Origin of the sequence: Acidobacterium sp. S8 (genome assembly GCF_009765985.1) — a bacterium.
GTDB lineage: Bacteria > Acidobacteriota > Terriglobia > Terriglobales > Acidobacteriaceae > Alloacidobacterium.
This window is the reverse complement of sequence record NZ_LMUM01000037.1, coordinates 177,227-204,085: the sequence shown is the minus strand read 5'-3', so window position 1 is coordinate 204,085 and position 26,859 is coordinate 177,227. Positions and strand designations below refer to the sequence as shown.

The following is a 26,859-nucleotide window of genomic DNA, read 5'->3' as shown; positions in this document are numbered from 1 at the left end:
GGTGATGCACGATTAATTTCTCTCACCGGCAATTTCCTGGGTCCGGTTCTCATGGTTCGGATATTGCGTAATGGCTTTTGCATAATGGGCTTCAACCTTATACTCTTCGCTATTTCCTTAAAGGTCGCAGCATCCATTCCCAAGGTTAAGATTGCAGTCGTCGGGTTTCTCTTTCTCGCTAATGCGCAGCTTCTCCTTGCTCTCACCACTCTCAATAAGGAAATATTCGCCCTGTTAGGCGGCGTTCTCACTGCGAAATATCTCTACTCCGAAAAACGATCCAAACTCATGCTTGCGGTCGTCATCCTTGTCTCCGCCGTTGCCAGATGGGAGCAGGTCGCCATTCTGATTCTTTTCCTGGTTTTTGACAGCTTCCTCTTCCGGAGACGACCTTGGCTGGGAGTCCTTATATTAGTCGCAGCTATCACATTGATTTACCCTTTCGCGTTTCGCATATTGGGCATTGATCCGCATGCGCTTGATTGGCTTATGGAGGATGCACCGACGCTCATATGGATCAACACCGTTCAGCAGGCTTTCGGTTTTCCGCTTGTCGTCATACTAAAGATTTTTATGCTTTTGACAGGCCAATTGCACTCGCCTCAATTCTATGACTGGAACAAATGGTGGGATAAGTTCATCTCCGATGCACAGAACTGGCTATTGCTGCCTCTTGGCTGCCTGGCGTATACGATCGTCTTCACAGTGGCGCTATACACAAAGCGAATGAAACTGAACAGACCGGTAGGCTTATTTTGTGTGCTAACGCTTATCATTTGCGCTGCTCCTCCCTTCACTCAGCCTCGTTACATCTACGCAATTTACACTATGATCTGCATCGATTTAGCCCGTCCTCGAGAGCTTGGGGAGGGTCACACGCTCCGTCATTCCAGATAAGCAGGCAGATGCTGAGTTAGGGAGTGATTTTACAAAAAGAAATCAGAATTTGCCTTTTCGGTTGCCGAAAAAGACGGCTGGTCATGTCTTTCGCGTATCCCCAAGACCTGACAATACGTTTCGTACGTGAGTCGCGCTGTATTTTTCCAAGTAAATAGCGATGCGCGCTGTTTTCCATCCGTTCGCATAGCGATCTTCTTTTCTGCACTTGCCAGCACTCCAAAAATCGCGCTAACAAGGAGCGGAATAACCTTCGGATTGATAAGTATGCCTGCGTTTCCGCTCACCTCTGGCAGAGAGCTTAAGTTGCTGGTGATGACCGGCGCGCCTGCCGCCATGGCCTCAAGCACCGGCAATCCGAAACCTTCATAGAGAGAAGGGTAGACGAGAATCTCACAGGAGTTGAGGAGCGCCTTTTTTTCGACGTCAGTGATGAAACCCGCGAGCCGAATGCGATTCCGATGCCGCGAATTTTCGATTGCATCAAGAACCTCCGCATAGTCCCAGCCGAACTTACCGGCCAACACCAGAACAATGCCCGATTGCTTGTCCGCTACCATCTCGAACGCCTGAACGAGGCGAATGATGTTTTTTCGCGGCTCGATCGTCCCGATGAAGAGCAAGAATGGTCGCTCTATGTTTAGTTTTTGGAGGACATTTTGAATTTCATCACAATCAGGAGCCTCGAAAAGGCTGCGATTCACTCCAAGAGGAATGACAGATTCGAGCGCTTTTCCCCCGGGCACCAAACGATTCGCATCCTCACGAGCCGAATTTGAGACGAAGATCACCGCTTCAACATGCCTGACAGCATGCCGTATAAACAGCGGCATGATAAGGCGGCGACCGAGCGTGTGCAGTTCGGGATAAAGAAGAAACGTCAGGTCATGAATCGTCACAACCCGTCTCGAAGGTGAAATGAATGGATGCGTGTAATGGAGCGAATGAAGTACATCGATCCGCTTCCGAAGCAGCATGACCGGCAGAATGAACTGTTCGAAGGCAAAAAGCAGGGCGCGCTTTCGGAAATATCTGGAAGGTATGGAAACAAATTGAATATTGGGATGCACTCCCCCAATTTCACGCAGTGCAACCTCATCGTCCTGAATTAATAGGAATAATACGTCCTCGGGGCGAATCAACTGCACGAGTTCCCGTATCAGATTCTCTGAGTAGACCCCTACCCCGGTGCGCACAACAGGGATCTGGGTGAAGTCAATCAATATTTTCATCGCGTGCCAGATATCGCCGTGCTTATCGCATTAGTATACTCAAGGCGATAAGTAATTTTATCGCCCGTCAGATTCGTACTGTATGGCAGCCACGTCTAAGCTGGGCCGGGGAAAATCGTGAAGGAGACAAGGAGCTTGAAGCAGGAATCACCTCGGACTTGCGAAAATGAGGTACAAGCAAAACCTGAGCTCAATTGCATTACAGCCTCTCTCGTCACCTATGGTAATTCTCCGCAGGAGATCGGCGACCTATTGCAGTCAGTGCGGGCGAGCGAATCTGTGCGCCAGGTCGTGGTGATTGACAATTCATCCTGCGAATCCCTTCGTTCCTGCGTGGAAAGTTACGGCGCCGAATATATTCGCATGAACCGAAATGTTGGCTTCGGAGCAGGACATAACTTTGCCATAAAAAAGCATTGCAGACCAGCTAAGTATCATCTTGTTGTCAATCCCGACATCAGCTGCGATCCGGAGGTCCTTGATTCGCTTTATCGCTTTATGGAAGAGCATCCTGACGTTGGGCTTGTGATGCCCCGCATCCTTTATCCTGACGGAAGCGAACAGCGCTTGTGTAAGCAACTGCCGTCGCCCCTGGATTTGTTCGTCCGCCGTTTTCTGGGTAGCTCGCTCTTTAAAGCGCAACGCGCACGGTATGAGTTGCGGCATCTTGACATGGACAAGCCAAGAGAGGTGCCTTGTCTCTCAGGATGCTTTATGCTCCTGCGGTCATCGGCGCTGCGAGAGATCGGCGGTTTTGACGAGCGCTATTTCATGTACATGGAAGACTTCGACCTTTGTCGTCGGATCGCCGCCAAATACAAGACAGTCTATTACCCTGAAGTGTCTGTAACTCATGGATATGCTAAGGGATCTTATCGCAATCCGAAACTCCTGGCCTACCACCTGCGTTCCAGTTTCCGGTACTTCGGAAAATGGGGCTGGATCCTCGATTCAGAGAGGAAAAAGCTTAATAGAAAGACCAGCTTGTTGCTCTCCGAGCAACAGGGATTAGATGATTCTGCATTGACCGAATGCAGAGGCAGAGAATCGTAGTTCATCGAAAGCCAGAGGTTCCTTGCATGAGCGCGCAATTGTCGATCCGCGCGATCAGAGTGCGCTGCTAACCCACATCTTCAAGAGAAGACTACGAACTGGATATACCGGATTTTGTGCGACATTATTAGGACGGATGCCAAAGAGTTGAAGGATTAACAACCATGCTTGGCGCGATGATCATGAAGGAGCAGCCGCGACTTCTTTAATTCGCCTCGCGTCTCTATGCACTTGATCGTGGTTTCATCAAAAGACTTATGATCCCTAGATGCTAAGAAAAATAGGCGGGAGGCCAAGCTGGACAGTCTGCTGGTCAAAATCCAGCCGCGTTCTTCAAGGCTCTTCCGCGTTTCACAATACTCGCTCGTCAAATCCACATTGGCACCTCTCAAGAGGAGCCAGCCGGAATTACTCGGTTAAGACGGCCCTTGATCTACTGATTATTGGATGCAGAAATAGGAGAATCTGTCATTTCTCGCGCTGTGACATTCGCCTGCGTGATGAACTGGAGCCGCTGGTTTCGTAATTCGTGGAATCGTTGCAATGATTCCGCGAGCCTGAGTCGTAATCTTGAAGCTTCCTGCAAGACAAGAGAGGCTCTGGCTCTCGTCTCTCTCGTTTCCAGGAGAATTACATGCACATCGCTCTGTTGAGCCATGCGAGTAAGCCCTCTTAGGTGATTTTCCCTGAATCAACAAATATTTCTTGCCGATCGCGAGATCGCAACCTGGCAGCATTCAACCTCCAGGTTCCTCGTCAACTAGGCGCCTGTAGGCCGGGACCAGCGATTGAGATGCCATCATCGCCTGATATTTCGATAATTGGCTGCAACTTTGAATCAGCATTCTGAGCGCATCGGACATCTCATGAACCAAAGCGCCATGGGCTTCCCGCAATGCACGCGACCGTTGAATTGTATCTTTCCACTCTGTCCTTGCCAGTTTGCTTGGCGGACTATTCGTGAGTTTTTCACGTAAAGACCAACGCGATGCAATCCACGCATCCAGATCCCGGGCATGAGCGATGACAGCACTCTTATGATCCACGCCGCTCGGTCTTCTGACCGGCAAACCGAACTCCTGTTCCCATCGTTGTACAGTGCGAACTCCCTTGCCCAGGTAGCGGGCAATATCCTTCCAACAGCTTAGAACCGCCGGATCCGATACGGTGGATTCAACCCTCATACACACCTCAAGGCGTTGTATCAGTCATTCGTTATCGCACAACTGCAATTAGACTCCACAATTCTTGCTTCCTCAAGTATTCCACTTTCATCCATCTTTCCGGCACAGGAAAGACGACTGCTGGCCGCGATTCACAGGAGGCGGAGTTTCCGCGTACATCAGTCTAACTACCTGCTTTTCTATTAGCCATTGACTTGAATGACGGACTTATCTGGCAGCGTGACGGCCCCAAAAGTGGCCAGATGAACATCGATCAGACGCGAGGAGATGGAGGGAAAAGGCCGCCATCTTCAGCTTTTCCCTTTGTATGCAGACGCTACCCGAGGGTGGTAATCTTCGTGCTAAGTCGTAGGTTGTCACCTCAGGTAGAAAGGTTAATCATGAACCGGCCAAATCTTTATATACTCACCGCGCTGCTTTCGACAGGATTGTTGATTTCTGGATGCAAGAAGTCTTCGGATCAGGAGCAGGCAACGTCACAACCTGCGGCGCCGGCGGGTGAGCCGGCAGCGGCTCCGGCTCCGGGACAGCCTGCGGCGGCTCCGGCAGCAGGCCAACCCGCCCCGACGGCGACGGCTCCGGCGGCTGAGGCAGCGCCTCCGCCGCCACCACCGCAACCGATCGTGATTCCGGCGGGAACCACTTTGTCTGTCCGACTCGGCAGCCCTTTAAGTTCGAAGACGAGCGCCGCGGGAGAGGGCTTCACTGGGACGCTGACTAACTCCATCACGGTTGGCGGGGTCAGGGCGGTCCCAGCGGGCGCATCAGTCAGCGGCACGGTAACCGACGCAAAATCCGCCGGGAAATTCAAGGGTGCGGCGGCCCTGGGTGTTACTCTGCAGTCGATTACGGTACACGGCAACAACTATCCGATCACCACCAGCGTTTACAGCCAGCAGACAACCGGCAAAGGCAAACGTACTGCCGGCTTTATCGGCGGGGGCGCCGGCGCCGGCGCTCTGATTGGCGGCCTTGCCGGCGGTGGCAAAGGCGCGGCTATAGGCGCTCTTGCGGGTGCTGGCGCAGGTACCGCGGGTGCTGGCCTGACAGGCAACAACCGGGACATTTCGCTTGAACCGGAAACTGTGCTCAGCTTCAAACTGGCGCACTCACTGACTTTACCTCCGCACGAATAATCTCATTCAATCGACATGAAAACAGCCGCCTTGGGGCGGCTGTTTTCATTTGGAATACTCATTCGAGATCGTACGGATGGGTGACAACCTGATAAGCCAGCGCCATTCCTGATAATAGGAGCGATAGTACACGTTATTGCGGTTGTGCATCCGCTGCTCCGCCAGTATTAATCAGAGTGCCACAGCTTCCTACATAAGGGGAAGGGATTCTGCTGTTGCCGGGCCAACCTTAACATTCTTTGCGCATGACAAGCCTATGCGTATAGATTAATCAACGAGAAGCAGCATAGAAAATCGATTTATTTTAGGAGATGCATGAGCAGCCACACAGAGCAAACTGTTTCTGACAACGATCGTGAGATCGCGGAATTCACCGCCCTCGGGACTGAGTCTCGCATTGCGGAAATCGATGAGAAATGGCCACGCATCGCAGAGCTGCTCGACCGCAGACAACTTTCTGGAATCCTGCTACGGCGGCACGAGAATATCGCGTGGGCAACGGCTGGAGCTGTGGAGGCGCGTGTCGCCATTCCTTCAGAGACGGCGGTGACCTCGCTGCTGCTGTTACGAGATGGGCGGAAGTATTACCTGGCTCCAAACAATGAAGCAGCCCGCTTGGCGGACGAAGAGTTTGCAGGGCTGGGATATGAACCGGTCATTGCATCGTGGTATGAAAATGATCTCAATGCCGTTCGCCGCATCGTGAGCGATGGCGCAATCGGCACAGACAGTACGGCCGAGGGGCTGATATCGATCAATCTCGCGCCGTTGCGAACACCGCTGACGGCGGGAGAGATAGCGCGGCTTCACTGGCTGGCGCAACATACTGCCGACGCTACGATTACAGCATTGACAGAATTAAAGCCCGGTATGACCGAATTTGAAATGTCTGCTGCAGTGGCTGCGCCATTGATAGCGCAAGGCATTCTGCCGACCGTGCTGCTGATGGCGGCGGACAACCGCATTTACAAATACAAGCATGCAGTATCACGCGGTGCAGTGCTGGATCGCTATGGAATGCTGAATCTCTGCGCGCGCAAATGGGGGCTGGCTGTTTCGATCACCCGCTTTGTGCACTTTGGGCCTCCTCCTCAGCAGCTTGTAGATGCCTTTGCCGCGTGTGCTGTGGTCAACGCTCGACTCCTGCATGCGAGCCGTGCCGGCGCCACCGCCTCAGAACTCTTCACAGTAGCTAAAGAGGCTTATCGTGATACAGGCTTTGCCGGCGAGGAAGAACTACATCACCAGGGAGGACCTATAGGCTACATAGAGCGCGAGTGGGTTGCCACACCTGCAGGTAATCAAACGCTCACTGCAAGTGAAGCACTGGCGTGGAACCCGAGTATTCGCGGAGCCAAGGTCGAAGATACGGCGCTCCTTCAGAATGGCTCCATTGACGTGTTGACGAAGACGCCATCCTTGCCGGAGATGCAGATCGCAATCGAGGGAGTGATCTATCCAGCAGCGAACGTTTTGATTCGTTGATTTCCGATCTATACGTCGGTCCGATCCGGATCGGGTGTCACAGGAGGTAATCGATTACATGCTGGCCCGCAAAACACTTCACCTTATTATGGCTTGCACAGCTTCTGTTTCGGTTGGGCTCGCTTCACTGTCCATTGCCTCAGCGCAGGCCACGCAATATGCAGAGAAACCGCCTCTCCTGCTTGGAGCAGCGTGGTATCCGGAGCAATGGCCCGAATCGCGGTGGGAAGCTGATCTGGAGTTGATGGAAGCGGCTCATCTTCATCTGGTGCGCGTTGGAGAATTTGCCTGGAGTGTAATGGAGCCAGCGGAAGACAAATATGATTTCGCGTGGCTCGATCGTGCGATTGAGCTTGCCGCAAAGCATCACATCTGCGTCGTGTTGGGAACACCTACCGCTGCTCCGCCTGCATGGCTGACGACAAAATATCCTGACACGCTGCGCATGGATGAAAAGGGCGTGCGCGATGAGCATGGCAATCGTCAGCAATTTTCATTTGCCAGCGAAAGGTATCGCAAGTTTGCTCATGAGATCACAGAGAAGATGGCGGAGCGCTACGGCCACAATCCAAATGTCGTCGGATGGCAGCTTGACAATGAATATGCCGCGCCCTCTTTCGATCCGGAAGCGAAGGCGCAGTTCCATGCATGGCTTAAGGCCAAATACGGAACAATCGACAACCTGAACAACCGCTGGACGACGAGCTACTGGAGCCAGACGTACGACAACTTCGATGAGATTCCGGTGCGGGAGAAAGGCGAGAATCCTGGCCTGCTGCTCGACTGGAAACATTTTGTCAGCGATACATGGAAGAGTTATTCGGCCAACCAGATCAGCGCTATCCGCCCACATGCTGACAAGCGGCAGTTTATTACGACCAACACAATGGGCTGGTTTGATGGCTTCGACGAATACGTTGTTCATTCGAACCTGGATATTGCCGCGTGGGACGACTACATCGGCGACGAACATTATGACTGGCTGGACAATGGCGCGCGCCACGATATGACTCGCGGATTTAAGGACAAGAACTTCTGGGTGATGGAAACACAGCCGGCCTTCGTGAACTGGCATGCCGTCAATTCGACACTTGCCCGCGGGCAGGTACGCGATATGGCATGGCAGGCCATTGGGCATGGAGCGGATGCTGTGGCATATTGGCAGTGGCGCAGCGCGCTGAATGGACAGGAGCAATATCACGGTGTCCTGGTCGGCGCGGATGGTACGCCGGTGCCTGTCTATGACGAAGTCAAACAGGTTGGCGAGGAGTTCGATAAAACCGGCAAGGCTCTGGAGGGCACAACCCCACAATCCTCAGTCGCACTCATCAATGATTACGACAGCCGCTGGGCAATCAACTTCCAGCGGCATAATCGCAACTTCGACCCGGTAGCCGAGATGGTCAACTTCTACGGCCCGCTCTACAAGCAGGCGCAGTCGGTCGACGTGATTTCCGTGCACGATTCACTTGATAAATACAAGCTGGTGGTCGCAGCCGGCTTGAATGTGCTGTCGAAGGAAACGGCAGACCATCTGCTCGCTTATATGAAACAGGGTGGCAACCTGGTGCTTGGTCCGCGCTCGGGGATGAAGGACGAGTACGACGCGCTGAATGTCGAACGCCAGCCGGGGCCCCTGGTCGACGCGCTCGGCGGCCGTGTTGAGCAATTTTATGCACTCGAGGACAAGGTTCCGGTCAGCGGCGATACGGGATCGGGATCGGCATCGCTCTGGGCGGAGCAGCTTAGCGCCAAGGCCGTAGATACGCAGGTGCTACTGCGCTACGGCGCGAGCAATGGCTGGCTCGACAACCAACCTGCCGCCATTACACGCAAGGTAGGCAAAGGGACCATCACTTATGTTGGCGCGTGGATCGATGATGATCTACTGGCGAAGCTGACTTCTTCCCTTCTCCAACAACATGGCGTGAAGCCCATCCTCCCTGACGCGCCAGACGGAGTAGAGGTATGCCAGCGTAAAGGAAATGGCCACTCAGTGCTGATTCTTATCAATCACAACACTGCGAAAGCGCATGTGAAACTTCCACACGAGATGCGCGATTTGCTCGGAGATGGTTCGCGTACTTCGGTTGATTTACCGGCCTACGGGGTGGATGTTCTCAGCGAAAAGTAGTGGAGACGCGTGATCTTGCTCTAGCATTGCGGGGATGATATCTTCCCCGCAATGACTCCAACGTTTCGCCAAACTCTCTCTGCAGCTCTGTTTTTGTTCTGCCCATTCGCCGTTGCCCAGAATGCAACACACTATCTTCAATGCGGCGCGCTTTTTGACAGCAACAGCGGCACACTTCGTCAGCACGCTGTGATCGAGATTCAAGACAACAAAATCATCAGCGTCGAAGAGGGAAAGAACGTTCCGAGCGGTGCGAGCGTGACCGATCTTTCCGCTGAAACCTGTCTTCCGGGACTGATCGACACGCATACGCACGTCCTGTTGCAGGGTGACGCTACCGCTTCCGCCTATGCGGATCAACTGCTGAAGCAGTCTCTGGCGTATCGCGCCATTGTCGGTGCTGCCACAGCGACCAAAGCTCTCAATTATGGATTCACTACGATTCGCGATCTCGAAACCGAAGGTGCGCTTTACGCCGATGTCGATATCAAACGCCTTATCGAACAGGGAGTGGTTCCCGGCCCGCGCATGCAGGTGGCCACACGCGCGCTCGATGTAACCGGCGCTTATCCGCTGCTCGGTTACGCATATGGCGTGGACGTGCCCCATGGTGTGCAGCTTTGCGACGGCCCCGATGAATGCCGCAAGGCTGTGCGCGAACAGATTTCGTATGGGGCCGACTGGGTTAAGGTCTACGTCGACCGCGGTTATTTCCTTCGACCGGATGGAGTGCTCGATGATATTCCCACGTTCACGGTCGACGAGCTGACAGCGATAGTCGATGAGGCGCATCGTCAGAATCATCCGGTAGCCGCGCATGCGATGGGATTGCACGGTGTGCATAACGCCGTCACGGCGGGAGTGGATACGCTGGAACACGGCGACTACATTGCTCCGGAAGATATCAAGACAATGGCCGCTAAAGGTATCTGGTACGTGCCTACCACGTATGCGCTGGAGGCGGTTGCGGAAGGACGCGCCAGTGATGGCAACCCGGTCTATGAACAGATGATCAAGACGCACGCAGATACCTTCCGGCGCGCCATGGCTGCGCATCTCAAGATTGCTTTCGGCACGGATGCCGGCGCATTTCCCTGGACGACGGATCCAGCGAAAGAATTCGCAACACTTGTGCGCGATGGCATGCCCGCATCGCAGGCTTTGCAGAGCGCAACTCTGCAGGCAGCGAAGCTGATGCATCTTAACGACAAAGTCGGCGTGGTTGAGCCGGGAAAGCTTGCAGATATTGTTGCCGTGCCGGGCAATCCTCTCGATCAGATTTCCGTGATGGAAAAAGTGGATTTCGTGATGAAGGATGGCGTTATCTATCGCAGCGGCTCGCAGTCAAAATAATCCGCAGAGCCTCCACGCGCTGCCATTCGACTCAGGGAGTTTGCGCCTGTTTGTCTTTCTGAGCTTGTAGAATTTTTTCGACTGCGACCAGATCCTCTTCTGTATCGACTCCCACCGTGTCAAAGGGCGTGGAAGTGACATAGACAGAGATTCCGTTTTCGAGAAATCGCAACTGCTCCAGGCGCTCGATCGTTTCGAGTCTGCTGGGCGGCAGTTTAGGAAAGCGGTTCAATACTTCCTTTCGATAGGCGTAGAAACCGAGATGCTTTTGATATGGAACATTGCCGACGCCATCCCGATCAAACGGGATGGTAGCGCGAGAGAAATAGAGTGCCCTGCCATCAGCTGCAGTCACGACTTTCACTGCGTTTGGATTCTTTATTAAATCTGGCAGGCACGGTGTCGAAAGAGTGGCCACTTCTACCTCTGGCCGCGCCATCGGCTCAAGGAGTGCGTCCAGGTGTTCGGGACGAAGCAGCGGCTCGTCACCTTGAATATTCACGTAAATATCCGCGGCTATCGACTGCGCAACTGCATAAACGCGATCCGAACCGCTGGCGCAGTCCTCCGGAGTAAAGACGGCAGGAAAGCTCCGGGACTCGGCAAACTCCATTACTTCTTCCGAGTCGGTTGCAATCAGCACCTGATCAAGCTGCGTGCAGGCGCGCGCAGCTCGATATACCAAGGCCAGCATGGGTTCGCCGGAAATCTCCCGTAACACTTTGCGAGGCAGGCGGGTTGAAGCGAGCCTCGCAGGAATAACACCAAGTATGCGCAAAAAGATGCTCCTGTTACCGCTAGTGTAATCAAGAGCGACGAACTAAGGGAGCCGCCAGCAATCCAACCAGCAACGCTATATTCAACCATGCGAACCAGTCTCCAAAGCGGGCGTAAATTGTGGGGTCGTGGCGCACTGGAACATTAGCCACCACCGTGGCAAAGGATGCGAACATGGTGTCGCGCTCCGCAAGCACGCGGCCGCGGTCATCGGTTGCGTAGAGAATACTCCTCTTTGCCGAACGCGCAATACTGAAGCCGCCTTCGACTCCGCGCATGATGCCCATGCGTCCATGTAGCCATCCGTCCAGACTGAAGTCCCACGCAGGAACTACCATCAGGGCTACGCCATCTCGGGCATATTGTCGGCTGAGCTTCGGGAAGTCCATATCCTTGCAAATCTCAAGGCCCCACTTGCCTGCAGTTGCGGAAACGGCGGTTGGCTTCGGTGCATCCGGTCCCGCGCACATGGCACCGTACGGCACAGACAGCGCCGTACGACTCGATGAGGGCGTGAACTGGTCCTCCCAATGTGGCAGAAGATGATGCTTGTCATATGTTGCGAGCAGTGTGCCATCGGGGGCATAGAGTCGCTCCTGGTTCCATGAGACCTTCGGCGAGATGCGGTCCACGCCGATAGCGATGAATGCGTGCGTCTGCTGCGCGAGGCGCTCAAAGGTGGCGTCTGTCGCGGCGACTGTGGAATCAAGAATCGGCCCGCTGTGCTCAGGCAGCACGAAAAGTTGAATACCCTGAGGCGCCATGGACAACATCTTCTTTCCGTCGCGATCGAAGGCATACGCAGCATCTTCCGGCGTTGGAACAATGAGATTCATCGAGTCGTCAGACGCAATGAGGCCAACCTTAACCGTAGGCGAGTTTTTCGGCGTTGCTGCAAGACGCCAGAACCCATAACCAAGGACCATGATCAGAAAAATGGCTACGCCACCCGCCAATATCTGTTTCACCTCGGATGGACCTGAGCTGAAAAGCGCCGCGATTGTCGCCGCAAATAGCAATATGCAAAAGCTGATGCCCCATATGCCTGTGACTGAAGCGACTTGGAGAATGGGCAGAAAGTTCATCTGAGAATAAGCAAGGTTTCCAATCGTTCCGTGAACGGAGACGATCGACCTCACATATTCACAGGTGACCCAGAAGGGGGGAACAATCAGCGCTGCTTGCCATAAGCGCCCTTTCAGTACTCTATTGCGGAAGAACAGAACAACGATGCCCAAGATGCATGCCGGCGCAACCGAATTCATGATTGAAAGCCATGCCGGAATGACGATCGCCAGGTAATACCACTCGTTCAGACTGCCAAGCGCGAAAGCGCCTGCCGCTATCAAGAATGCTGTAGACGCGGAAACTCTCGGCGCGATCCAAAGCACGGGAATGAGGGCAAGCCAGGTGAGAGGCCAGAGTGGGGCAAGTCCGGTACCCAAGAAAAGCAAAGCCGCAGACAATGTAAGGCAGAGTGCGGCAAGAGAAGTACTATTCAGCTTTGAGTCCATGAAGCAATCTCCTGAGCGAGCGACGTACAAGTGCGCGGAATTCCGTTTCCGAAAGATGGAAGCGGCCTCCGCGGTAAAGCGTGACGTAACCATGAGCATGTGCCCACAATTCGAGAGCGATTTCCCAGACGTCATCGCGTTTCAGATACCCGGACTTCATGGCCTCGGCCACAAGATCGGCGATGGGATTAAGCGTAGGTGAACGCCGAGCGCGGAAATCGTCCGGATAGCGACGCGCATTCGGTCTCGGCTGAGTAAAGACGTAATCGAAGATCCGCGGACGTTCGAAGGCATAATCTATGTACGAATCCATGCTGCCCAGCAGCCGCGTTTGAACGGAACCGCGCAGAGGACGCGCCTGCATATAGCCGAGAAATTTTCCGAATTCGCGATCGACGACGAAATTCAATAAGGCTTCCCTGCTCGGGAAATGATGATAAATCGCCATCGGCGTGATACCCACGGCTTGGGCTACGCGCCGCATGCTCACAGCGCTTTCGCCTTCCTCTTCCAAAAGAATGAGTGCCTCATCTGCAATGCGATGTGAGGTAGTTGTGTCGTCCATAGCTATACACTGTATATCAGACAACTATACAGTGTATATCTATTCCGAGAAAAATACGCTAGCGTGCCCCCCGTCGCTGAAGCGAACGATAAAATAGAACATAGAAAGACCGTCCCCAGCGCTTTCAATTCTCTTCCGGAGCATGCCGACTCAGCTATGGCCCCCACGACGCTGGACGTTCTTCTAGTCATCTTTTTCGCTACCTTGATTCGATCAACTTTTGGATTTGGCGAGGCTCTCGTCGCTGTTCCACTGCTTGCGATCTTTATTCCTATCGACGTCGCAGCTCCGGTCGCCGTGTTGATGTCGATCACCGTTGCCGCTGTCGTCGTGGCGCAGGATTGGCGGAAAATTCATATGCGTAGCACGGGCTGGCTGATCATGGCCACGCTTCTCGGTATTCCAATCGGCCTTATGCTGCTGACCAGCAGTCATCAGCGAACAGTCAAAGCGATCCTGGGCATCTTTATTGTGGCCTTTTCTGCGTACTCGCTGATGGTGAAGCGACCACCCGAGCTGTCGAGCGATAAACGCAGCTGGCTACTTGGATTTGGCTTCTGTGCCGGGGTGCTTGGCGGAGCGTATGGGATGAACGGGCCGCCGCTCGCAATTTACGGCTCCATGCGCCGCTGGTCTGCGCAGCAGTTTCGAGCCACATTGCAGGGCTATTTTCTGCCGGCAAGTATCGTCGGCATGGCCGGGTACTGGGCTGCCGGTCTGTGGAAACCTATCGTGACACATTATTATCTGGTTTCCTTGCCGGCTGCTCTACCTGCAATTATTCTTGGCCGCGCAGTCAATCACCGGCTTCATGGGGACGCCTTTATGAAATACATTTATCTCGGACTGGCCTGTATCGGGGTGCTGCTGCTTCTGCAATCCATGCGCTAGCGCGGACGTAAATGGATGGCGGCATTGACCATCCGCCGCATCGTTCGTATCATAAGAAAGGTAGTTTTTCAGCGATTTTCCCACCTGAAAACCGGCGGCGTAGCTCAGATGGTTAGAGCGACGGACTCATAACCCGTAGGTCGGTAGTTCGATTCTACCCGCCGCCACCAAGCGAACCCCGCCAACAAAACCCATCCGGCTGGAGTATGATTCTCTTAACAGCTTCCGGCTGCCTGAGTCTTGCCATGTCTAAGGGTTTTAAGCGCGCCATCCTCGCTATATCTGTCCTTCTTGTTGTCGTCGTTTTCCTTGGTGGATTCGGCCTGAGCGGCGTGAGAGCCGGGACGCAAAACGACGGCGCATATCGCCAGATGGGCGTCTATGAAGAAGTACTGCACAAGATTCAGAGCGATTACGTCGTCGAGCCTAGTATCGGCAATGTCACGACAGGCGCGCTCCACGGATTGCTGGAATCTCTCGATTCCGATTCAAGCTATCTGACCCCGGCTGAGTACACGTCCTATAAAGCACACAGCGCGGAGGGAACAGCTCAGGTAGGTCTGAATGTCTCCAAGCGTGTCGGATATGCGACGGTTGTCTCGATTATGCCGGGCAGCCCTGCCGAGCGCGAACAGATCCAGGACGGAGATATCATCGAATCGATTGGCGGCCAGTCCACGCGCGAAATGTCGCTGGCGATGATTCGATTGCTGCTGGCTGGGAAGCCCGGAACCGACGTTACCTTTTCTCTGGTGCGTTTGAACCGTGGCAAATCCGAACCCGACAAGATCACCCTCACGCGAACGGCGATTGCCGTTCCAGCAATGGGCGAACAGGAATATGAAAACTCCAGCATTCTCTATCTCAAGCCCGTTGTTCTAAATAAGGAACGCGTCACTGAGATTGAAACCCGTTTGCGCTCGATGCAGAAAAGCGGCAATAAGAAGGTGCTTCTCGACCTGCGTGACGTAACCGAAGGCGATGAGACCCAAGCTGTAAGGCTGGCCAATGCATTCCTACAAAGCGGCACCATTGCTTCGCTTGAGGGGCAGAAGATGCCGAAGGAAACCTTCAGCGCGGAACCAGCCAAGTTTGTCACCTCCGCCCCCCTCGTGGTGCTGGTGAACCACGGCACGGCCGGACCCGGTGAATTGGTTGCAGCGGCTATTCTGGACGATAAGCGCGGTGATGTTGTTGGCGATCGTACCTTTGGCGAGGGCACGGTGCAGAAGACGATTGAACTGCCTGACGGTGCCGCGTTGATTCTTTCTGTTGCAAAGTATGAGTCTCCATCGGGTAAGAAGATTCAGGACGAGGCTGTGATGCCGAACGTTGTAGTGGGTCCGAGCATCGACCAGTATCTGGCCGCTTCCGCTGAGCCTGAGGCTGGAGCGCAGACTGCGCAGAAGCCGGAACCTCAGACAGATGATCAGCTGAATAAGGCGCTCGATATTCTGAAGCAGAAGAACGCCTGAACCCACCGCAGCCTGGCGGTTCTAGAGTCACTGGATACACATTGTTAAACGAACGCCCTCAAGTAACCGGCAGCGGTTTTCGCCCCGGCGCAGGACGGCGCAAGGTCGCGGGTGGCGTTGCGCTGGTTGTGTTGCTTCTGCTGGCGGCGGCCGTCGGCTCCATGACCGGCCTAATGCTCGTCTATTCAGTTAATCTTCCGCAGATCGATGACCTGACCCGTTATCGCCCCGATACGATCACAAATCTATACGACACGCATGGGCGCGTCTTCGGCTCATTCGCACTGGAGCGTCGTGTCGTCGTAAATTACAACGATCTTTCGCCGCTTCTGCGTGAGGCTGTCGTTTCCATCGAAGACAAGAACTTCGAGAGCCACTGGGGCATTAATTTTTTTCGTGTAATGGGCGCGGCCTATCACGATCTGACGTCGAAAAACCGCGCACAGGGAGCATCGACGCTCACCATGCAGTTGGCGCGGAATCTATTTCTCTCCAGCGAGCGCACGTTTGGGCGCAAGCTGCAGGAGATTCTGCTATCAATTCAAATCGAGCGAAGATTTACAAAACAGCAGATTTTCGCCCTGTATGCCAACCAGATTTACCTGGGGCATGGCGTTTACGGCTTCGAAGCCGGGTCGGAATACTATTTCAGCAAGCATGCTCGCGATCTCACGTTGCCAGAGGCTGCACTGCTGGCCGGTCTGCCGAAAGGTCCATCCGAATATTCTCCGATTCTGAATCCAGATAAGGCATTCCGCCGCCGCAACATGGTCATCAACGCCATGCTCGAAGATGGCAAGATCACGGCAGCACAGGCCAACGTAGCACGCTCCGCGCCGCTGGGGTTGCATATCGAGCCGCCGGCAAACAGTGTCGCTCCCTGGTTCATCGAAGAAGTGCGGCGCGAGCTGGAACGAAAACTCGGCACCGATCAGGTACATGAGGACGGGCTGAAGGTCTACACCACGCTCGATCTTGATTTGCAACAGAAGGCAAACCAGGCGGTTCTCGATGGACTAACCGCGTACGAGCGCCGTCACGAATGGCGAGGGCACCTGCTCAATGTCATCTCGGGTGGCGTGGACATGGAGGGATTCAGGCATCCGGACTGGACAGTGCCACCCGAAACCGGCACCTATATCCACGCCCTGGTCACGGGCGTGCTTCCCTACCAGGTAACAGCGCGCGTGGGGAATCAACAGCTCGTCCTTACTACAGAGGATTGGGCATGGACCGGATTTAAGACCGCGGACGGCTTCCTCAAAGAGGGCGACATCATCTACGTCCATCTCGCGCAGTCGGATGGCAAAGTGCTTCGCGGCACACTCGAAGAAGATTCGGGCACGCAGGGATCGCTGATGGCAATGGACAATGTCACCGGCGACGTTCTGGCGATGGTCGGCGGTCGCGATTTCAACATGTCGCAGTTCAACCGTGCCACGCAGGCCGAGCGGCAGACCGGATCTTCGTTCAAGCCATATGTCTATACGGCTGCCATCGAAGAGGGGGCTACTCCGGATCAGAAAATTCTGGATGCGCCGACCTCGTTCGGCGGATACACTCCGCATAACTACGAAGGCAATTATCTAGGCAACATTACCCTGTTGAAGGCTTTTGCTGATTCGCGGAATATCCCGGCGCTGAAACTCGCCGATCATGTCGGCATCCGCAAAGTCATCGAGGTAGCACATCAGTTTGGCATTACATCGAATATTCCGGCGTTTCTTCCGGTTGCCCTGGGCGCAGTAGAAGTAACGCTTCAGCAGCAGGTGGCTGCTTACTCTGCTTTTCCGAATGACGGAATACGCATTGCGCCGCGGTTGATCCGTCGAGTGGCGAGGGCAGATGGTTCTCCGCTCCTCGAGGAATCGCCGGAGGTGACTGAGGCTACCAGCGCAAAGACGGCACGCACCATGATGGTGCTGTTGAGGGAAGTGACACGCAGCGGCACGGCCGCCGCCGCAGCAGCGCTCAATCACTCCATTGGCGGAAAAACGGGCACGACAAGCGATTTCACGGATGCTTGGTTTGTGGGCTTTTCGCCTTCGATCACCTGCGGCGTATGGGTCGGCTATGACAACCGCACCTCTCTCGGCGATAAGGAAACCGGCGCCAGAGCAGCTTTGCCGATCTGGATGGACTTTATGCGGACGGCGATTGCTGGTAAAGATAGCGAAGTTTTTCCGGGCGATCAGAAAACAAGCGCTATCCGGTTGGCGCGGCTCCATTAGAGCAATTCATTGAAACTTGCACCACAAGTGCAGCATCTATTCGGTATGTCGCAGAAACGTGTCATTCTCTACAGCCAGCCCGGATGTCCTCCTTGCTTCGCTGCAAAACATTTCTTCAACTCGCGCGAGATCCCCTTTGAATACAAGGATGTAACCGCCGATCCCAAGGCGCTACAGGAGTTGATGGACCTGAACAGTCAGTCCACCCCAACCATCGTTATCGATAGTGAAGTCATGATCGGCTTCGATATGGACAGGCTGGAAACCCTGTTTGGCTGAGGCGGTTCATACCGCCTTGTCTCGCTCCCGTCTTTCCGCAATTCCATACTTCTGAAGCTTATAAAGGAACGCCCGATACTCGAGATTCAGCCTCGCCGCCGCCTGGCGGCGGTTCCAGCGGGTCGCTTCCAGAGCTTCCAAGAGCAATTTTGATTCAGCCTTTCGTGACTGTTCAATAACATCATCGATGGAAGAGGCGTTTTCATTGCCGGGCACACGGTAATGGCTCGAGAGCGCGACTGCCACGCTGGCTTTGCATCCTTGCTTCAATTCCTGCACCAGAAGATCCGCGCTTTGATACACGAGAAAGCGCCGCATCATGTTCTCCAGTTCGCGCACATTTCCTGGCCAGTAATAGGCCAGCATGGCATCCTGGAGTTCGTCTGTAAGAAGAGGCACCGGAGCACCGTTGCGTAAATGCCGGCGGAGCAACGCATCGGCCAACGGAAGAATTTCACTCCTGCGCTCCCGCAGTGGCGGAATCGTGATGTTGATGACGTTCAGGCGATAGTAGAGGTCTTCGCGAAAGGTGCCCTGTTCGATTGCCCGGCGTAGATCACGATGCGTCGCAGCCAGGATGCGCACATTCACTTTGACAGTCCTGTTGCTGCCCAAAGGTTGAATTTCTCCATCCTGGAGAACCTGAAGCAATTTCGCCTGAAGGCGAATATCCATGTCGCCGATTTCATCCAGCAGGATCGTTCCACCTTGCGCCACTTCAAATTTGCCGGGTTTGTCGCTGGCTGCTCCGGTAAATGCTCCCTTTTCGTAGCCAAACAGTTCGCTTTCAACAAGTTCCGAAGGCAGAGCTGCACAGTTCAGCTTGAGAAACGGCTTCCTGGCGCGCGGCGAATACGCGCACAAGCGGCGTGCCATCACTTCCTTTCCTACACCCGTTTCTCCGTGCAGGAGAACTGGCACATCCGCCATGCCCACACGTGTAAGAAAGGTAGTGGAGAACAACGGCGAGCCCCCGCTGGAGACTTCTGCTGCCTCTTCCCTTTCATCCTGATGAGCCCTCTCGAGCAAAATGTCGGCACAATCAGCCGCCTCGCGAATGGAGTCAACCAGACCATCGAATGTCGACGATTTTTGAACAATGCGGATGTTTTCGTTGTTAACGGGCAGATCGTGGGGCAGGCTTCGCAGGTTTTCCGGCAACAGCAGCATCTGCAGGTGCGGATGAATCACGGCGAGTTCCAATAATTCGTGGAAGTCGTGCTCACGTCGCATGGTTACGTTGCAGAAGACCGCGACTGATGCTTCGCAGCCGGGATCGCGTAGATAGGCAATGGCTTCAGGGATACCTTTCACTGCTAAAAGGCTGTATTTCTCCAATTCCAACTCTTCATTCAAGCATCGATGCACATCGCGGTATTCACCCGCTATGACAATCTCGCACAACATGCTTCCCTCACTTCGCAGATCCTGGACTACCTGTACCGTTTCCATGAGCCCTCGCTATCGCCGTTCGCGGGGACATGCGAGTAGAGGGGTGTACCCCATCTCAGCCTTTCAACAACTTTTTGATGGCCCCACCAAGAATATGCCCTGCGCTCCTACTGTTACACCCCCTGACGGCGACAACAATACCTCTTTTGCACTTGATTACTAATTACTTTCCACGTCTTGCCAGCGCGTAACCGAAAGTAAGTTACCCTCGGCCGTCTGTCCTCAGGCATATTATTTGGGAAACTTATCGGCTGTTTAGCAAGAATGGCGAAAATGCAGCATCTTTATTACCTGAATCAAACAGGAATAGCAACAAAATGTTGAATTTAGCAGAGTCCATTCTTTGGCCAGACAATTGCACCTTTCCCAGTCAAACATACGAAGCGATGGAGAATGCGCCGATTTTCCTGCTTCCAAACAAAACTATTGGATACATATAGTGCCTATTCATCGTGACATTTATCCCAATCTGAAGCTCCGAATCTATACCAGCGGTCTGCGCCAGAATCGCATGGCCAAAATTCTGGGCATTGATGAGGCTCATCTGAGCAAAATTATCAACGGTTTTCGCGAACCCAACGACAGTCTCCGAGCCCGTATTGCAGAGATCCTGCACTCCGATCCGGAATGGCTCTTCCATAAGGTTCTGATTACAGAAGACAACTCCATCCTCGATCACGAGATACAGCCGAAATAAAACCGGCGATTCCGCAATTGTGTTGTTTTCTCGAGGTCGAAGCTCCTCCCATCTCTGAATCTCTCCGCGGTGCACGGGCTGCTACGCGTATCAGGAAGACTTCCATCGACAGGTCGTGGCTCCACCGAAAGGTGGAGATAAAAAGCAATCGTCGGATTCAAGACGTTCGCTTTGCCCTGCCCTACTATCATCTTGTCTCTTGAAACACACCAATACCTCCTGACCCCAATCTTCCGCAGAGATTGGGGCTTTCTTTTTGAGGGTTCAGTGCCTGAAGAAGCCTTCTACCTGCTGGTAAGTGAGAATTGCCGATAAAACTGTAACAATAGCTGCCGTCAACCAGGCCACAACGTTCAACCAGACGGAGTTGACATGTTTTCCCATCAGATCCTGGCGATTGATCAGCAGGAGCATGAAAATGATCACAATAGGCAAAAGAACCCCGTTCAGCATCTGCGAAAAGATGGAGAACTGAACAAGGGGAAAATTGGGAATCAAGACAACTGCTACACCGCCGGCAATTAATAGTGTGTAAAGCCAGTAAAAAAAGGGTGCCTGACTGAAGCTCTTGTTCACTCCTGACTCAAAGCCCATGCCTTCGCAAACGGTGTAGGCGGTCGAAAGCGGCAAAACGGAAGCCGCGAAAAACGACGCATTGAACAACCCAAAAGCGAAGAGCAAAAACGCGTATGAACCAGCTAGCGGCTTCATAGCTTCCGCGGCATCGGCCGGCATGGTGATCGCTCCCAGCCCATGCGTCCAAAGCGTGGCTGCGCAGGCTACGATAATGAACCATGCCACAACATCAGTAAAAATCGAGCCTACGATCACATCCAGCCGGGTCGCTGGATATTTCCTGATGTTGATTCCCTTTTCTACGATGGAAGACTGCAGGTAGAACTGCATCCACGGGGCAATCGTAGTGCCGATCACGCTCACCACCATGAATAGATAACCACGCTGCTGCCAGGCGCTTCGCGACGGTAGCTTTATGGTTGCAACCGCAGCCTCATGCCAGCTTGGGCCTGATAAAACCCCCGTGATGATATAGGCGATATAGAAAACCGATGCCGTAAGGAAAATCTTTTCTACGCTTTTGTAATCTCCGCGAACGGCCAGCAACCACACGAGAGCGGCGCAGATCGGTACCGAAATATATTTTGAGAGATGAAAGAGTTGCAGACTGCCTGCGATGCCGGCAAATTCTCCAATCACGTTGCCGAAGTTCACGACGACCAGCAGCACCATGATGATGAACGTCATGCGCAGTCCGAACTCTTCGCGGATTAAATCACTCAGTCCCTTGCCTGTCACCACACCCATACGTGCGCACATTTCCTGCACGACGATCAGCGCAAGAGTAATGGGAATAATGGTCCAGAGCAGTGAATATCCGAACTGCGCACCTGACTGCGAATACGTGAGGATTCCGTTCGGATCGTTATCGACGTTGGCAGTGATAAATCCCGGCCCCAGTACAGCAAGAAACAAGAGTATCCGGGTTCTCCAACGCTTCAACATGTGGGTTTTGTCTCTCGAGTTTTAGGAATTTTGCGGAGCGGTCTAAGCGAACATATCATGCTCAAACAGCATCAATAAAAGTCGTTGTCAGGGCTAAATTCTGTCTCTCAGAAATGAGATGACATGGTCCGCTTCGACGACGCCGACTAGTTGGCCTCCATCGTTCAACACTGGCAACGCTCGCAGGTTGTATTTGTCGAACAATTCCGCCACATACTTTTGATGATCGTTTTCCTTGCAGGTTATGAATCGCGGCTCAGCAAGGACGGCCAGCCGCGTCTCTGGTTTCGCCAGCACAATTCTGCCCAACGGAACTATACCCTTCAGAACTTCCTGATCGTCGACAAGGTATACCTCGGTAATCGTTTCCAGATCGCCATCAAAAACACGCAACGCTTCTACGCTGTCCGATACAGTTGCCTCAAACGATACCTGCACAAATTGGGTAGTCATGCGGCCGGCAGCGGAATCTTCTCGGAATTCAAGTAGGTCTTCTACTTCCTGCCTCTCTTCCGGGTTCATCTCTTCAAGAATGGCTTCCGATCGTTCGTCCGGCAGCTCGGCCAGGAGGTCGGCGGCGGCGCTCGGATCCATTTCTTCGACGATCGCGGCTGCCGTCTCCGAGGATAGCGATTCCACGAGAGCCTTCTGCAGCTTTGGTTCGACTTCCTCAAGCGTTTCGGCCGCCACCTCTTCATCGAGAGTGGTGAGAATCGCCTCGCGTTCTGCAGGGGCGAGGCTCTCCAAAATATCGGCAATATCCGATGGATGCAGCTGGGCGAGGCGCTCATGCTCGATCTTCAGCTTCACGCGCCGGGCCGGATCGACTTCGATTACATCCACGAATTCCCACGGAATGACGCGAGCCGGAAATTGACGCGCAAACCGATCAATTGCCTGTTTTGGCATAACTCCAAGAAGCAGCCGCCTGATCGCCCCTCTGAGCCCCACCTCGACCTCGCGCACGCGCAAGTCCTGCTTCTCCTCGCGCGAAAACCACTGGAGATCGACATCATTCACCCGGACGACTTTTCGTCCGTGAACGTCAATAATCTGGCGATCAAGAAGGTCCTGCCGGAGAAGAAGAAAGTTATCGTCCTCGCGCAAAGGTTGCAGCGCCTCGCGGGAACTGAGCACCAGCGCCCCGCTGGCCATAACGCTTACCTCGGTTGGGCGAACGAGTCTCAGTCCGGCCTTCGTCTTCAGGACAACCCCGGCAATACTGCCAGCCTCAGAGCCTGTGGCCACGGCAACATCTTTTAGCCGCCCAAGCAGCTCTCCGTGGGAATCGGTCACGGGCGTCCCCAACAGCAGGCTCAGGCTTGGGCCATTGTGTTTTTCACTCATCTCAATTCGCGTCCCGCGTGCAGTCTAACAGGCTGCGCCGCTGGCTGCTTATAGAGGCGAGATTTCGATTTAGCGCATATTTCCACGAGCGGGCCGCGGCTCGGCTTGACATTAGTCCGTCCAACAAGCAAACTGCCCTACAACAGGATAAAAATTAAGGATGTCCATGCAGCATGGCGAGGAACATCAATTGACAGGTTCGCAAGCAGGCCGGATAACGTATACGCTCGAATCCTCGCTCGACAGCGTGAACCGTGTGGAACAGACCGCCGAGCAGATGGCGAAGAAGGCTGGCATGGACGAAGACGAGGTTTTCCGCATTGCGATGGCGGTGCGGGAGGCGGCAGTCAATGCAGTCCTGCATGGCAATTCTTACGACCCGGAGAAACGCATCACTGCATCCTTTGAAAACACCGGGGAGGCACTGGTGATTCGCATCGCCGACCAGGGCAAGGGACTGGACCCCGAGACGCTTCCCGATCCGCTCGCGCCGGAAAATCTGCTGCGTGGCTCAGGTCGTGGAATCTTTCTTATCCGCTCCTTTATGGATGAGGTACACTTCAAGCAATTGCATCCTGGAACCGAGCTGACACTGATCAAACATCTTGGTACCGCCCAAACCGGCAGTTAGTTTTAAGGAGGAATTTTACGTGAGCATGAAGGTGAATACCCGTCAGGTGGACGGTGTAACCATTCTCGATCTTAGTGGCCGCATTACCCTCGGCGAAGGCAGTGTGCAGTTGCGTGATGCTGTTCGGGACCTTTTGGCAAAGGGATCCAAACTCATCCTGCTGAACCTGGGGGATGTCAACTATATTGACAGTTCGGGCATCGGCGAGCTGGTAAGCGCCTACACCACAGTCCGTAATCAGGGCGGTGAGCTGAAGCTGCTGAACCTGACTAAGAAGGTTCATGATCTGCTCCAGATCACGAAGCTTTACACCGTTTTCGATGTCAAGGACGACGAAGCCAGCGCGATCGCTTCTTTCAACCGCGCTTAAACTCTCGCGCACATTGCAAAGAAAAGGCTGCCTTTCGGCAGCCTTTTTCTGTCGATTGCAGCTTATATCTAATTTGGCTTGCGGTATTCGATCTCATCCTCGCGCAGGAAGTATTCCGCCGAGCAGTTGTTTGCGCCGCAGATCATTGACTCCAGACCGGCAAACTGTGCTCGGGTAATCAGTCCGAGTGCGCCGCAGCTGGGACAGGCCAGCACGGCCCAATAAGGATTTTTTGCATCGCCCATTGTGCCTGCGTTTTCCAGCACAAACAAGGTTCCTGGTTCCATTTGTTCGGGGATCCATTCTTCAAGCAACTGCAGTTCTGCGGACATTGATGACCTCCTGTTTTTAAGGGCTTGCTCTAATTTATGCCTTGGGGTGGCGGCCTCTTTACGCTGCGCTCGATTCTTCCGGTGCCCTCCTTTTGTTCCGGTGCTTTGCTGCCGGTTTCGCTGGCTCTTTGGTCAGAACCTGATCCAAGTCGACCTGCAGCCGGCTGACAGTGTCCGTCAGACATATCAACAGCATCGGCTGATCAGTGTTGCGCATGAGATCGACAATCTGCTTTGAATCCGACTCGAGATAGATGTGTTTCCCGTCGAGGAGAAGATGATGTTCCTCGTGGCCTTGTACGATATCGGCCAGCCGCGAATGGACTTCCTTCCGCAGGAAACGTAGCACACGGCGCACCTGCTGGAGCGAAATATGCCTGCGGCGAAGCTCTTCGATGACGAGGATTTCAACCAGATCGGCGGTCGAGTAGATGCGGTTGCGGCCCTCGCGCTCCGGCACTACGACGCGTTTTTCATCCCACCACTGCAGCTGGCGCGCGGTAGCGCCTGTCAATCGGAGAACATCGCTGGTGGTGAAGCGGTCTGTCTGCATCGCCTGCGGATGACCTCAAAACATTTCGTTGTCGAAATGTTTGATGAGATTTTTACCCCAATGCGGTTTGGTGTCAATCCCTCAGTGGTTTTTTGGGTGGATCTTTTGTATTCATTTGGTAACGGCGGTCACTCCTGCCACCGCTTGTTTGACCGCTTCGCTGATGGTTACGATCTGGGAGGGTTCAAGGTAAGGATGGATGGGCAGGCTCAGCACGCGCTTGCCTGCTCGCTCGGAGTGAGGGAAGCTGCCTTCAGGCAGGTTCATTCCGGCAAAGACGGGCTGGAGGTGCAGCGGGACCGGATAGTGAACTGCGGTAGGAATTCCCGCCTGCTGAAGGGCTTTCTGGACGGCGTCGCGCTCGTCTACTTCGATGGTGTACTGCGCCCAGGCGCTGGTGTATTCTTCCCCGACTGCAGGCGTGTGCACCGCTTCCCTCAGCTGTTCACTATAAGCGGCAGCGGCTTGCTGGCGAGCGGCCAGTTCGTCGTCGAAGACGGCCAGCTTCGCGAGCAAAATGGCGGCTTGGATGGTGTCGAGGCGTCCGTTGATGCCGACGCTCACGTGATGGTAGCGGCCGGCCTGGCCGTGATTGGCCAGCTCGCGCAGGCGGTGGGCGAGATCGTCGTCGCTGGTGAATATGGCGCCCCCGTCTCCATAGCAGCCCAGCGGCTTTGACGGGAAGAAGCTGGTGCAGGCAATGGTGCTCAGATTCCCGGACTGGCGGCCTTTATAGGTTCCGCCGAAGCTCTGGGCGGCATCTTCGATGACGGCCACGCCGTGCTTCGCCGCGATGGCGTTGATCGGGTCCATATCGGCGCATTGTCCGTAAAGACTGACGGGCATAATCGCTTTCGTGCGCGGCGTGATGGCGGCTTCGATCTTTGCCGGATCGATGTTGTAGGTTGCGGGGTCGATGTCGACGAAGATCGGGAGTGCGCCGAGGAGAGCGATCATCTCGCCAGTCGCGAAGAAAGTAAAGGGCGAGGTAATGACCTCATCGCCGGGGCCGATGTGGAGCGCCATCATTGCCAGGAGTAGCGCGTCAGTGCCGCTGGCGCAGCCGATGCAGTGCTTCGCGCCGGTACGGGCTGCAAGCTTCGCTTCGAGCTCCGAGACTTCAGGGCCGAGGATGTACTGGCCGTGGTCGAGGACCTTCTGGATGCGGGAATCGATATCCTGCTTCAGCCTGCGGTACTGCGCTTTGAGGTCAATGAACTGCATCACTCTATTTTCGCGTATTTCCGATGCCCCGGGGGTACCCTCCCCTGTTTTGTACGGAGATTGTTTATTTTCAGTGATTTACAGAGGGCATTCCATACGGAGATTGTTTAGTTTCAGTGGTTTAGCTGTAGTTTTCCCGGTTTACATGTGGAGAAAAGCACTATTTATGTTTACCTACTTTCAGGATAGCAAATTTGGTCATAATTCTCGGCGCCTTCGGCTTCTTGCTAAACCTTTGAAAATACTGTGGATGCGGTTAGGTTATCGAGACGGGGATCTTGACAAGAATAAGGCGTGAGGACTGGTTTGCGCCTTGATATGTCTTGGGGATTCTTCGCTTCTCTCAGCGTACGAAGTCTCTATCGGCTGACGTCTATATTGGCCACATTCCACTGGATGAGTATGTGTATTTAAGAGCAAAAATCTGCACGCTGGTTCGCTTTGAGCGCATTTTTGGTAGGTTTTATGATGATGGATTTTCCATGCTGAAAATCCCGGTCTCAGAATCGAGACCCGGTGTGCACCC

Annotated in this window: 24 protein-coding genes and 1 tRNA gene; 14 read left to right on the top strand and 11 right to left on the bottom strand. The window is 54.1% G+C overall.

The features are described from left to right. Nucleotides 1-84: 84 nt before the first annotated feature. Nucleotides 85-897: a hypothetical protein gene (locus GSQ86_RS19630; RefSeq protein WP_158751878.1), complete on the top strand. Its 813-nt coding sequence runs from the start codon at nucleotides 85-87 to the stop codon at nucleotides 895-897. Between the two features lie 29 nt (nucleotides 898-926). Here the strand turns inward: GSQ86_RS19630 and GSQ86_RS19625 are convergent, their stop codons facing one another. Next, nucleotides 927-2,129, bottom strand: coding sequence for a glycosyltransferase family 1 protein (locus GSQ86_RS19625; protein WP_158751877.1), 1,203 nt, complete (start codon nucleotides 2,127-2,129; stop codon nucleotides 927-929). A 135-nt stretch (nucleotides 2,130-2,264) separates the two neighbouring features. Between GSQ86_RS19625 and GSQ86_RS19620 the strand changes: the two genes are divergently transcribed. After that, the gene (locus GSQ86_RS19620) at nucleotides 2,265-3,182 is read left to right on the top strand and encodes a glycosyltransferase family 2 protein (RefSeq protein WP_216841219.1); all 918 of its coding nucleotides are present in this window, start codon (nucleotides 2,265-2,267) and stop codon (nucleotides 3,180-3,182) included. Nucleotides 3,183-3,919: 737 nt separating this feature from the next. Here the strand turns inward: GSQ86_RS19620 and GSQ86_RS19615 are convergent. Continuing rightward, complete coding sequence (locus GSQ86_RS19615; RefSeq protein ID WP_158751876.1) at nucleotides 3,920-4,366, bottom strand: hypothetical protein; 447 nt, start codon at nucleotides 4,364-4,366, stop codon at nucleotides 3,920-3,922. A gap of 380 nt (nucleotides 4,367-4,746) precedes the next feature. Between GSQ86_RS19615 and GSQ86_RS23170 the strand changes: the two genes are divergently transcribed. From GSQ86_RS23170 to GSQ86_RS19595, 4 genes are all read left to right on the top strand, one after another. After that, nucleotides 4,747-5,502, top strand: a complete 756-nt coding sequence (locus tag GSQ86_RS23170) for a hypothetical protein (protein ID WP_216841218.1) — start codon at nucleotides 4,747-4,749, stop codon at nucleotides 5,500-5,502. 315 nt (nucleotides 5,503-5,817) lie between these two features. Continuing rightward, nucleotides 5,818-6,987 (top strand): Xaa-Pro peptidase family protein, encoded by a 1,170-nt coding sequence (locus GSQ86_RS19605; protein WP_158751875.1) that lies wholly within the window; start codon nucleotides 5,818-5,820, stop codon nucleotides 6,985-6,987. Nucleotides 6,988-7,045: 58 nt separating this feature from the next. Further along, the gene (locus tag GSQ86_RS19600) at nucleotides 7,046-9,121 is read left to right on the top strand and encodes a beta-galactosidase (protein ID WP_158751874.1); all 2,076 of its coding nucleotides are present in this window, start codon (nucleotides 7,046-7,048) and stop codon (nucleotides 9,119-9,121) included. Nucleotides 9,122-9,172: 51 nt separating this feature from the next. After that, complete coding sequence (locus tag GSQ86_RS19595; RefSeq protein ID WP_158751873.1) at nucleotides 9,173-10,474, top strand: amidohydrolase family protein; 1,302 nt, start codon at nucleotides 9,173-9,175, stop codon at nucleotides 10,472-10,474. A 31-nt stretch (nucleotides 10,475-10,505) separates the two neighbouring features. On the opposite strand, the gene kdsB is transcribed toward GSQ86_RS19595, so the two are convergent. Genes kdsB through GSQ86_RS19580 form a run of 3 tightly spaced genes read right to left on the bottom strand, consistent with a single transcriptional unit; the run spans nucleotide 10,506 to nucleotide 13,330 of the window. Then, a complete protein-coding gene (gene kdsB / locus GSQ86_RS19590; RefSeq protein WP_254062504.1) occupies nucleotides 10,506-11,252 on the bottom strand; it encodes a 3-deoxy-manno-octulosonate cytidylyltransferase in 747 nt (248 codons plus the stop codon). Nucleotides 11,253-11,280: 28 nt separating this feature from the next. Beyond that, nucleotides 11,281-12,765 (bottom strand): nitrilase-related carbon-nitrogen hydrolase, encoded by a 1,485-nt coding sequence (locus GSQ86_RS19585; RefSeq protein ID WP_158751872.1) that lies wholly within the window; start codon nucleotides 12,763-12,765, stop codon nucleotides 11,281-11,283. Continuing rightward, on the bottom strand, nucleotides 12,746-13,330 hold the full coding sequence (locus GSQ86_RS19580) for a TetR/AcrR family transcriptional regulator (RefSeq protein ID WP_158751871.1): 585 nt from the start codon (nucleotides 13,328-13,330) through the stop codon (nucleotides 12,746-12,748). The genes GSQ86_RS19585 and GSQ86_RS19580 overlap by 20 nt, the downstream gene beginning before the upstream one ends. Nucleotides 13,331-13,486: 156 nt before the next feature. Between GSQ86_RS19580 and GSQ86_RS19575 the strand changes: the two genes are divergently transcribed. The 5 genes from GSQ86_RS19575 to GSQ86_RS19555 all read left to right on the top strand — a co-directional run bounded on the left by GSQ86_RS19575 (nucleotide 13,487) and on the right by GSQ86_RS19555 (nucleotide 18,206). Continuing rightward, a complete protein-coding gene (locus GSQ86_RS19575; protein ID WP_158752441.1) occupies nucleotides 13,487-14,221 on the top strand; it encodes a sulfite exporter TauE/SafE family protein in 735 nt (244 codons plus the stop codon). Between the two features lie 93 nt (nucleotides 14,222-14,314). Then, nucleotides 14,315-14,391, top strand: a tRNA-Met gene (locus tag GSQ86_RS19570). A gap of 75 nt (nucleotides 14,392-14,466) precedes the next feature. Further along, nucleotides 14,467-15,696, top strand: coding sequence for a S41 family peptidase (locus GSQ86_RS19565; RefSeq protein ID WP_158751870.1), 1,230 nt, complete (start codon nucleotides 14,467-14,469; stop codon nucleotides 15,694-15,696). A 41-nt stretch (nucleotides 15,697-15,737) separates the two neighbouring features. Then, entirely contained in the window at nucleotides 15,738-17,927 is a 2,190-nt protein-coding gene (locus GSQ86_RS19560) for a penicillin-binding protein 1A (protein ID WP_254062503.1), read from the top strand. A 45-nt stretch (nucleotides 17,928-17,972) separates the two neighbouring features. Continuing rightward, nucleotides 17,973-18,206 (top strand): glutaredoxin family protein, encoded by a 234-nt coding sequence (locus GSQ86_RS19555; RefSeq protein ID WP_158751869.1) that lies wholly within the window; start codon nucleotides 17,973-17,975, stop codon nucleotides 18,204-18,206. A 6-nt stretch (nucleotides 18,207-18,212) separates the two neighbouring features. Here the strand turns inward: GSQ86_RS19555 and GSQ86_RS19550 are convergent, their stop codons facing one another. Further along, a complete protein-coding gene (locus GSQ86_RS19550) occupies nucleotides 18,213-19,658 on the bottom strand; it encodes a sigma-54-dependent Fis family transcriptional regulator (protein ID WP_158751868.1) in 1,446 nt (481 codons plus the stop codon). Nucleotides 19,659-20,097: 439 nt separating this feature from the next. On the opposite strand from GSQ86_RS19550, the gene GSQ86_RS19545 reads away from it, so the two are divergent. Further along, nucleotides 20,098-20,355, top strand: coding sequence for a helix-turn-helix domain-containing protein (locus tag GSQ86_RS19545; protein WP_158751867.1), 258 nt, complete (start codon nucleotides 20,098-20,100; stop codon nucleotides 20,353-20,355). 264 nt (nucleotides 20,356-20,619) lie between these two features. Here the strand turns inward: GSQ86_RS19545 and GSQ86_RS19540 are convergent, their stop codons facing one another. Next, the gene (locus tag GSQ86_RS19540; RefSeq protein ID WP_158751866.1) at nucleotides 20,620-21,876 is read right to left on the bottom strand and encodes an NRAMP family divalent metal transporter; all 1,257 of its coding nucleotides are present in this window, start codon (nucleotides 21,874-21,876) and stop codon (nucleotides 20,620-20,622) included. Between the two features lie 93 nt (nucleotides 21,877-21,969). Beyond that, entirely contained in the window at nucleotides 21,970-23,223 is a 1,254-nt protein-coding gene (locus tag GSQ86_RS19535; protein ID WP_158751865.1) for a magnesium transporter MgtE N-terminal domain-containing protein, read from the bottom strand. A gap of 160 nt (nucleotides 23,224-23,383) precedes the next feature. On the opposite strand from GSQ86_RS19535, the gene GSQ86_RS19530 reads away from it, so the two are divergent. Next, nucleotides 23,384-23,854, top strand: coding sequence for an ATP-binding protein (locus GSQ86_RS19530; protein ID WP_371720682.1), 471 nt, complete (start codon nucleotides 23,384-23,386; stop codon nucleotides 23,852-23,854). Nucleotides 23,855-23,873: 19 nt separating this feature from the next. Then, nucleotides 23,874-24,224 (top strand): STAS domain-containing protein, encoded by a 351-nt coding sequence (locus GSQ86_RS19525; RefSeq protein ID WP_158751864.1) that lies wholly within the window; start codon nucleotides 23,874-23,876, stop codon nucleotides 24,222-24,224. Nucleotides 24,225-24,292: 68 nt separating this feature from the next. On the opposite strand, the gene GSQ86_RS19520 is transcribed toward GSQ86_RS19525, so the two are convergent. The 3 genes from GSQ86_RS19520 to GSQ86_RS19510 all read right to left on the bottom strand — a co-directional run bounded on the left by GSQ86_RS19520 (nucleotide 24,293) and on the right by GSQ86_RS19510 (nucleotide 26,333). Beyond that, a complete protein-coding gene (locus GSQ86_RS19520) occupies nucleotides 24,293-24,556 on the bottom strand; it encodes a hypothetical protein (protein ID WP_158751863.1) in 264 nt (87 codons plus the stop codon). Between the two features lie 58 nt (nucleotides 24,557-24,614). Further along, a complete protein-coding gene (locus GSQ86_RS19515) occupies nucleotides 24,615-25,109 on the bottom strand; it encodes a MerR family transcriptional regulator (RefSeq protein WP_158751862.1) in 495 nt (164 codons plus the stop codon). A gap of 111 nt (nucleotides 25,110-25,220) precedes the next feature. Next, nucleotides 25,221-26,333 (bottom strand): DegT/DnrJ/EryC1/StrS aminotransferase family protein, encoded by a 1,113-nt coding sequence (locus tag GSQ86_RS19510; RefSeq protein ID WP_158751861.1) that lies wholly within the window; start codon nucleotides 26,331-26,333, stop codon nucleotides 25,221-25,223. Between the last annotated feature and the right edge of the window lie 526 nt (nucleotides 26,334-26,859).